The sequence below is a fragment of the Lancefieldella parvula genome (genome assembly GCF_963530955.1).
GTDB classification, from domain to species: domain Bacteria; phylum Actinomycetota; class Coriobacteriia; order Coriobacteriales; family Atopobiaceae; genus Lancefieldella; species Lancefieldella parvula_A.
Window position 1 is genome coordinate 1 of the sequence record NZ_CAUSFQ010000058.1, and the last position, 8661, is coordinate 8661.

General features: G+C 45.2%; 9 protein-coding genes and 2 pseudogenes. 10 read left to right on the forward strand and 1 reads right to left on the reverse strand.

Going from position 1 to position 8661, the window contains the following annotated elements; genetic code table 11:
- Nucleotides 1-301 (forward strand): annotated as a pseudogene (locus RWJ43_RS04730) (class I SAM-dependent methyltransferase); the annotation flags it as partial.
- Nucleotides 302-303: 2 nt separating this feature from the next.
- Here the strand turns inward: RWJ43_RS04730 and RWJ43_RS04735 are convergent.
- Nucleotides 304-1194, reverse strand: a complete 891-nt coding sequence (locus RWJ43_RS04735) for an HAD family hydrolase (protein WP_314008411.1) — start codon at nucleotides 1192-1194, stop codon at nucleotides 304-306.
- 128 nt (nucleotides 1195-1322) lie between these two features.
- Between RWJ43_RS04735 and RWJ43_RS04740 the strand changes: the two genes are divergently transcribed.
- The 9 genes and pseudogenes from RWJ43_RS04740 to RWJ43_RS04780 all read left to right on the forward strand — a co-directional run.
- Entirely contained in the window at nucleotides 1323-2720 is a 1398-nt protein-coding gene (locus RWJ43_RS04740; protein ID WP_314008414.1) for a M20/M25/M40 family metallo-hydrolase, read from the forward strand.
- Between the two features lie 66 nt (nucleotides 2721-2786).
- Entirely contained in the window at nucleotides 2787-3518 is a 732-nt protein-coding gene (locus RWJ43_RS04745) for a CDP-alcohol phosphatidyltransferase family protein (RefSeq protein ID WP_314008417.1), read from the forward strand.
- A 12-nt stretch (nucleotides 3519-3530) separates the two neighbouring features.
- The gene (locus RWJ43_RS04750; protein WP_314008420.1) at nucleotides 3531-4754 is read left to right on the forward strand and encodes a D-alanyl-D-alanine carboxypeptidase family protein; all 1224 of its coding nucleotides are present in this window, start codon (nucleotides 3531-3533) and stop codon (nucleotides 4752-4754) included.
- On the forward strand, nucleotides 4754-5596 hold the full coding sequence (locus RWJ43_RS04755; RefSeq protein WP_314008422.1) for an aminomethyl transferase family protein: 843 nt from the start codon (nucleotides 4754-4756) through the stop codon (nucleotides 5594-5596). The genes RWJ43_RS04750 and RWJ43_RS04755 overlap by 1 nt, the downstream gene beginning before the upstream one ends.
- Nucleotides 5593-5973, forward strand: a complete 381-nt coding sequence (locus RWJ43_RS04760; RefSeq protein WP_314008424.1) for a Rid family detoxifying hydrolase — start codon at nucleotides 5593-5595, stop codon at nucleotides 5971-5973. Before RWJ43_RS04755 ends, RWJ43_RS04760 begins: the two co-directional genes overlap by 4 nt.
- Nucleotides 5974-6011: 38 nt before the next feature.
- Complete coding sequence (locus tag RWJ43_RS04765) at nucleotides 6012-6428, forward strand: FHA domain-containing protein (protein WP_035427594.1); 417 nt, start codon at nucleotides 6012-6014, stop codon at nucleotides 6426-6428.
- A 17-nt stretch (nucleotides 6429-6445) separates the two neighbouring features.
- Entirely contained in the window at nucleotides 6446-7309 is an 864-nt protein-coding gene (locus RWJ43_RS04770; RefSeq protein WP_314008427.1) for a MerR family transcriptional regulator, read from the forward strand.
- Between the two features lie 51 nt (nucleotides 7310-7360).
- Entirely contained in the window at nucleotides 7361-7894 is a 534-nt protein-coding gene (locus RWJ43_RS04775; protein WP_035427597.1) for an adenine phosphoribosyltransferase, read from the forward strand.
- Between the two features lie 405 nt (nucleotides 7895-8299).
- Nucleotides 8300-8661, forward strand: a pseudogene (locus RWJ43_RS04780) (hydrolase Nlp/P60); the annotation flags it as partial.

An 8661-nucleotide genomic window follows, 5' to 3' on the forward strand; every position in this document is an offset into this window, starting at 1 on the left:
GGTCGGGTTTATGAATCCTTGGATATACATGTATGACGCTGACGTTGTATGGGACAGACCTGAAGAGGAATTACTTCTAAAATTTTCAATTCCATTTAATTCAAGAGAACTTGAAGAGCAAGGCAAAATTACCATAGATCCAGAATATGGATATGAATTTAGCCATACTTTAGAAACTCAAATCAGAGGGCAACTTAAAAATGGCCTCGCCATGATCGATTTCTATGAATCATGTAATAAAAGGCACAGGCTATCACAATATGGAAATGACTATATTGCCACGCTTTGCATCAAACTCTAATCCTATAGAGCATGTTTTAGGACAGCTTGGACAACCTCAGAATCAAAGTCTCCCTGAGCCTCTGTAAGCGCCTCTAAGAGCTGTGAGACACCTTCCTCATACACGCTAGGCAACAGATATTTTGAAACTGCCTTGGCCTCATCAGTGCCGTTTTCCATGCAGCATGAGTTTGGAGCAATCTTAAGAAGATTTAAGTCGTTTTCGGAATCACCGCACACAATAACTTCTTCTGGCTTAAGACCTATAGTCTCAATGAGCTTCTCGAATCCCTGTGCCTTATTCCAGCCACGATAATTGATGTCAAACCAACCAATATAGGGAGAAACCAACTCAACCTCTGGAACTGCGCTGGTAACAGCCTCATAGATCTCTTGCTGGCGCTCTTCATCTTGAGGGAACAGCAAACCTCCTGCATACATCGGAACATCTTTTGGAACAGACTGTGGTCCGAGTCCTGGAACAAAAGTGTTAACTGAGGCCGCAAGGTGATCTACCACCTCTTGAGTAGTGTCAACTATTTTCCAACAAGAGGTAAATGACGTGTCAAGAGGCTGCTCAAGCGGACCTTCTGCGTAATAGGTAAGCAGGCAATCCTGCATTGGAGAAATGACCTCGTAGATCTTCTCCATCATCTCGTAAGTAAATTTTTTTGTGAAAATGAGCTTGCCATTAAAGTAGAGAATCTTTCCACTTGAAAACACGCCAGTATCAGTTAGAGAAACATCTGATTTGAGATAAGAAAGTGCATCATAAACTGGCCTTCCGGTAGAAAGACCAAACGCGATACCTGCGGCTTTAAGATTATTAATTGCCTGATGGGTTCTTTCTGAAATAGCCGGAGTGTCAGCGGGTTTTAACGTTTGGTCCATATCGGAAAGAACAAGCTTAATCATCAGGGCTCCAATGTGCATATACTAAATGCGTGTTTTGTTAATTCTACCAGCATTTAGTTACCGTGACATAAAATGAGCCATTATCATTACGGTATTGAAACAAACAAGATCAGACTATTTGAGGGTTCATGAATATTTACGATCATTTTGCTCACGAAGATGAATACGATGAGCTCAACATAGACGCAATGTCAGAGAGACTTGCAAAGGCACTGTCATTTAAAACAGTGTATACAGATGCCAAGACAACTGATTGGTCTCAGTTTGAAGGCCTTCAGCAGCACATTTATGACAGCTTTCCGTACGTCATGACAGCAGCTTCCAATGTCGAGGTGGTTGGTCATTCGCTCCTCATTGAGATTCCAGGATCTAACCACGAGCTCCCTGCGTTGATGCTCATCGCTCATCAAGATGTTGTTCCCGTTGTACTTGGTACAGAAGAAGCCTGGACACACGATCCCTTTGGTGGAGACGTCGACGACACCTACGTTTGGGGACGAGGTGCACTTGATATCAAAGACATGCTGATGGGAGAGCTTGAGGCACTAGAGTATCTGCTGTCACAGGGTTTCTCGCCAAGACGCTCTATCTACCTGGCATTTGGCGAGGATGAAGAGGTTCAGAGCCACGGCGCCACCAAACTTGCAGAGGTAATGGCCTCGCGAGAAATGCGTGCGGCTTGTCTGTTGGACGAAGGCACCACTACATTTTTTGACGGCAGCGCATACGGTGCGCCTGAGGCTACTGTGGCCGACATCTGCATCTCGCAGAAGGGCTTCTTAAACGTTAAGCTCACCGCTCCTGGCCATGGCGGACATTCCTCAAATCCTTTTGGTGGAACATCGCTTGAGCATTTGAGCTGCGCACTAGCCGCTCTCTCTGAGGCTAAACCTCAGCCTGAGCTTAACGATATTGTTAAAGAAACCTTTAGGGTTCTTGCGCCAGAAATTACCGAAGAACCTTTTGCTTCTCTGGTGTGTGACGTAGATACAAATGCAGATAAGATTGCGCATGCTGCAGCCCAGATCAAAGAGCTCTATCCCTTTGTTACCACTACGTATGCGTTTAACATGCTTGAAGGTTCAAGTAGCGCAGCTAACGTAATGCCTGGTAATGTCAGCGCAACTATCAATATTAGGCTGCTCCCTGGGGTAAGCGTCAACAAAACTGTTGAACACATTAAACAAGTGGTAGCTCGGGTTGACCCTTGCATTGAGGTTGAGGCTTTGCACTCAACACCCGCCGGAAGAATTGACTCTCCAACTGGTGCAGGATATCAGGAACTCAAGGCCATCATGGAACATTACTATCCTGGCGTTACCTTTGTTCCGTCCTTTGTGTGTGGTGGCACCGATTCTGTCCGCTACGAGGGAATCTGCGATTCTATTCTACGCATTTGTCCGTTTAGGCCAACGCCAGAAGATGAGGCAAACGGCGTCCATGGCATTGATGAGCGTATCGAGAAACGCGTCTATGCCCAGGGTGTTCGTGTTCTTGTGTCCTTTGTTAAACAAATGTGCCAATAATTTGCTATTGCGCAACTTACGTTAAAATAGACGCATGTTATGTACTACAAAAAGGGGAGTGAAACGTTGCAAACTAGGCAGCAGCTAGCTAATCAAGTAGCATCCCAAATTAAAGAAGCAGCAGACGCCGATGCAGCAAAAGCGCAGGCAGAGGGAACTATTACTGATCCAGTTGGTAGTTCCAACAATCCTTCTAACGCTATTTTTACTGTTGCAAACGTCATTACCTTTTGCAGATTAATCCTTACGATTATCTTTCTTGTGCTCTTCTCAACAGGTGGAAATCGTTGGGTTGCGCTTGGCTGTTATGTAACCGCAGCTGTTACCGACTTTCTTGACGGTCAGGTTGCTCGTAGAACGCAAACTGTCAGCTGGCTAGGTAAAATCATGGATCCTATCATGGACCGAGTACTTCTTATCACAGGTGTTCTTGGCCTCTTGATTATTGGTGAACTTCCTCTCTGGATTCCACTCTTTGTTATTGGACGAGATGTTTACCTTACTCTTGGTGCTCTTGCAGTTCGTAAATTCCGCAGGCGTCCTATTGATGTTGTCTTTGTTGGTAAAGCAGCAACTGCATTTTTAATGACTGGATTTAGTTTGCTTCTTCTGGGTATTCCAGTTGTCTCCGGACTTGGCTTGGTAAACGTTAGCTGGCTTCCAGGTCTTAACTCTGAAAGCAGCGCTTTAGGTATCTTCTTTGTGTACATAGGAATTGTTTTCTCGGCAATTACCGCCATTGTTTATACTGGTGAAGCGGCTAAAATAGTTAAAGATAGTAAAAACACTCAAGCATAAGTTAGGTTGTTTATGACTTTCTTTCAGCACAACCATGTATCTTTGCGCCAGCTCTCTCATAAGATGCTGGCTTTTCTTGTAAGCGTGTTACTTGTATTTGTTCTAGCTGCTCCTTTTGCTCCTGCAACTACGGCTCTGGCAGAAAATACCTCTTCTAACAAGACTTCCGTTACAGATGAGCCAAAACTTACTGAGGCAACTACTGCCATTGTCACCGATGCTCAAGGAAACGTCCTCTGGAGCAAAAATCCAGATCAAGAGCTTCCTATGGCATCCATCACTAAGGTAATGACTGCAATTGTGGCGCTTGATTCTGGCGTTAATCTTGATGAGCCTTGTAAAATCACAGTTCCAGATCTTGAAGAGGGTTCGCAAGTTGCTGGTTTGACCTCGGATGATACGCCTACACTCAGACAGCTGATCATGATGATGCTGGTGTATTCCGCAAATGACGCAGCTTATAACATTGCTGTCAACGTATCTGGCTCTCAACAGGCCTTTGTTGACCAAATGAACAAAAAGGCTGCTGAGATAGGCATGACACACACGCAGTTCCAGAATCCTCACGGCTTAGATGCTGATGGTCACTATTCAACCGCGCGAGACCTTGCTCTGATGGGTCGTTATGCACGCGAGCACTATCCGCTTATCGCAAGCGCTGTACATACCAGGTCATACACTACAACAGTAGGAGGGGAGCAGCGCACGTTCCACTCAACCGATGACCTTATGGACACCTACCGAGGTCTTCTCGGCATTAAAACAGGCGCTGAAGACTCTGGTACTGCCTTCTTGGGCGCTTCCATGCGCGGAAACATTACGCTTTATACCTGCGTGCTTGGTTGCGAGACTATACAAGGTCGTTTTGACGATACTGCCATTCTGATGAACTGGGCTTATCGCAATTACAATCGCGTAAGCATCCAGCGCACTGATCAGATTGTGCAGATTCGTACGAGCGAGGACAACTTCTTGCTCTCTGCAGTGGTTAAACCATCAACTTCTACCACGTATATGGCATGGCCTGGCTCTAAAGACTTCACCTACCAGACTTCCATGCTTTCTCCCAACTATCCAGTAGCTAACAACCAGCTGATTTCTTCAACTGACTGGTCTCAAGATTCCGCGCAGGTAGGTACCACTATTACCCAGGCACATCTTACGCTGTGGACTATTCCGTCCTACAACCTCTTTGACCTGTATTCGGTTGCTCCGTATCTCTTTGGGAGAAACTAATGTCTGAGCAGAAACGCTCCATCCTCCATACCGAGCTTGAATATCTTGGCGCACAATTCTCAACCTCACCTGAAGGCTTCAACTTAGCCCAATCTTTCTATGGCGAGAAACCCCTTGAGGAAGCTTTGAAAGATTGCGCTCTTATTGACCTGAGTGGTATCGGCTACACGCTGGTGAGTGGTACATCAGCTCAAAATTTTGTGGAAGCTGTCTTTGCAGGTAAACAACTTGAGGTAGGAGAGACTTCATTTGAGTGTGCACTTACGGGAGACGGATCTCTGTCTTCCATCGGTCTTCTCGCGCGCTCTGGTCAAAACGAGTACGTGGTACTTGATGCATCTGAGCGCTCTCTTGTTCTAGACGAATGGCTTTCTATCATTGCGTCAGTCGAGCAAAACGGTGTAGCTCCTTATGCAGAAGTGTCTTTGGAAGATGCAACTCCGCTGCTTACTCCGCTTCTTCTTGCTGGTAAAAAGGCCGAGAAGGTCCTTATGGACTACCTGGGAGAACAGAGACTTCCAGAAGACTCAAAGCTTTGCAATCTTATGCTTGACCAAACAATCCCAGCACTTGTAGCCAATGTTTCAACCAAGAAAGTTCCCGCCTATCTGGTTATGGTCCCACCGGTACATACGGTAATTCTTTTTAGAAGCTTGCTTTCTTTTGAAACAGTCCATCCTCTTGGACATAAGCAGCTCGTTGAAGGTCTAAAAACATATCTTCCATGGTTTTCAGAACTTGCAAGTAACACTAAAGTAGTAGTAGCTAAAGATAAACTTGAGGGTTGGGGCTTACTCAGAGCCTCTGATGATTTCATTGGCGCAAGGGGTGATCTTCTATGAAATATGCGATTAATGCGATAGGCGTTCCAGCTCCTATGGGACCATACTCTCAGGGTACTACTGCGGGTAGATTGGTATTTGTAACTGGTCAAATTGCGATTTCTGCAGAAGACCCAAAGAAGCTAATAGACGGAGGAATTGAAGATCAGACTGCTCGTGTCATACATCTTGCTCAGTCAATCCTTGCAGAGGCAGGATGCACGCTCTCTGATGTAGCTCAGACAACTATCTACCTTGCTGATATCAATGATTTGCCTAAGGTAAACGAGATTTATAGGCAGTACTTTGTTCTTCCTGCGCCTGGCAGAGCAGTTGTTGAGGTTTCTGCGTTGCCTCTTGGTGCGCTCATCGAAATGGACTGCATTGCTTGTCGTTAAGCGTTATTATTATCATGTAACCAAATTAAGGAGAAACCATGTCAACTGACGACATCAAACAGCAGTCACCAGACTCAACAGAGATTTTCCGCATGCCATCAGCTGACGCTACGGTTCCAGACCTTATGGCTCAACAAAAGCCTGCTCACCCTGTCCTTACTATTGTTAAGGGACCACAGACTGGTCAGACTTTTGAGCTTAATCTACCTCAGATTTCTCTTGGCAGAGATCCAAAGAGCAGTGTTTTCTTAAACGATATGACAGTTTCCAGAAATCATGCCACCATCGATCTCTCTAATCTTGCTCTTGGCTATGCAACTATTGAAGACCTTGATTCTCTTAATGGTACCTGGGTTGATGGTGCCATTATTAACAAGGCTACCTTGCGCGATGGTTCAACTATTCAGATTGGCACCTTCCGCATGGTCTTCCATACCAGCAGAGTTTCAGCTTAAGGTTAAAGGATAGCTTTATGGCTGATTCAGGCTTTCTTACCATTGGTAAAGTAGTCAAGAAATTACAGACTCTCTATCCTGACTTGAGTGTTTCTAAAGTCAGATATCTGCAGGATGAAGGCTTGCTTACCCCTACCAGGACAGCTGGTGGCTATCGCCTGTATTCCCAAAAAGACGTTAAGCGACTTGAGACTATTCTGTATCTGCAAAAAAGCCGTTTTATGCCACTCTCAGTTATTAGAGAAGAACTTGATAGGCAAGATAAAAACCCTGAAGGTGAACAACAGGTCAAAGTTCAGACTGATGAGGCAACTGGAGCTGAGGCTCAGGCTGCACCTGAAGATCAATGTTCTTCTCGCCAGGCTCAACCTCAGCTTGATGGAAAGCAAGTGTCTCAAGCAATTCTTGGTGCCACGCATGCTGATGCCATTGTGGTACCTGTAGATGACCCTGAGGTAGTTCAGAAATATCACGCTATTGATCGCATCCCAGAAATTGTGGGATGCTCTGTAGGCTTTGTTCGTCAGCTTTCCGAAGCAGGCGTTATTGCTTTAAAACGCTCTCCTCATGGTAGAGACCTTGTAGATGGCAAGGACCTTACGCTGATTCGCCTTTGTAGCGAACTTCGTCACTTTGGTTTTGAGCCCAAGAACCTGCGTCAATACGTTATGGCTGCAAATCGAGAATCTAGTATGTTTGCCAAATCGCTTGTCGTATACGCTAAAAAAGGCGGGGGAGTTGAAGTTGACCATACTGACGAGACTCGTCAGAAGTTTATGGCTGCTCTGACCCGCATGTTAGGCCTCACCAATGCGGTTAGAAATGAACTTATCACTAAATTAGTTCGTGAATCTTTTAAGGATATGCATCTAGACGAGTAATCTAGGTATATATAACTATTCATTGATTTTGATATTGAATGTGAGGACATTGTGTCTACGTATGATTATGAGAGTCATATCATTAGCATTCCTGATTATCCAGAGCCAGGCGTTATCTTTAAAGATGTAACTCCACTTTTTAAAGATCCTGAGTGCTTCCACGCAGTTGTTGATGACATTGCAGAGCACTTTGCTGATGCAGGAATCACCAAGGTTATTGGTGCTGAGGCTCGTGGTTTTCTTGTTGGAACCCCTGTAGCCTACAAACTGGGCGCAGGCTTTGTTCCTGCTCGTAAGCCAGGGAAGCTGCCTCGTGAGGTCTACGCACAGGCTTATGACCTGGAGTACGGTACCAGCGAGCTTCAAATTCACACCGACGCTCTTACCCCAGACGACGTTGTTCTTATTGCGGATGACCTGGTTGCTACTGGTGGCACTTGCGTTGCTTGTGCTCAACTTGCCGAGAAGGCCGGTGCAAAAGTAGCTGGCTTTGCATTTGCGCTTGAGCTTTGCTACCTGCATCCAAGGGAGATTATTGGCAAGTGCTTTGACCAAGAGGTCTACACCCTTATTAAGGTTCAATAAGCTAAATTACTTACATCAGACTTTCTTTAACCTGACAATTTTGGCTGACAAGACTACGTGCTTGTCGGCCATTTGTCTTATTTACATAAGCATTTTGTTAATCACAGTAAACTTGTTTACAATACATAGAATTTCTCCATAATTGCAGGTCAAAGATAAATTTATGCAATGATATTTGCCCGCTCCATGCTATATAACTGCACAAATAGTCTTTGGAATTTGTATGAAATGTCATTTTCGGGGTAAACTATTCAAATACTCGATAGGGTAGCTTCCCAATAACAAGGGTTTCTCGCTAAGAAATCGGCGAGTTGACTTTGATTTTTTATCAAATGAGCTATCCTAGATGGCAAAGCAAAGCAACACGTTGCCCAATTGTTTTCGTGCTTTGCGGAAGGAGCTTATATGTCACAGCGCCGATCTTTCACAAGACGAGACGCTCTCTTATTTGCAGGTCTTGGTGTAGCTGCTACGCTGCTTACCCCAGCCAAGCTATTCGCAGACCCACAAAGCGATCTTGAGGCCGCATCTGCCCAGCTAGACTCTCTTGGTACAGCTCTTGCAGAGGCCATGGATAACCTTAACGAGAAAACCTATGCACTTGACGCCACCAACAACAAAATTGGTGAGGTTCAGGAGCAGATTGCAGAGACTACAGACCAGCTCAATAAGCAGCGTCTTGTCCTTTCTGCAGCAATGAAGAGTGCTTATAAGGCAGGTCCACAGGAGACTTTGGACTTCCTCCTTGGAGCATCTAGCCCAGAGGA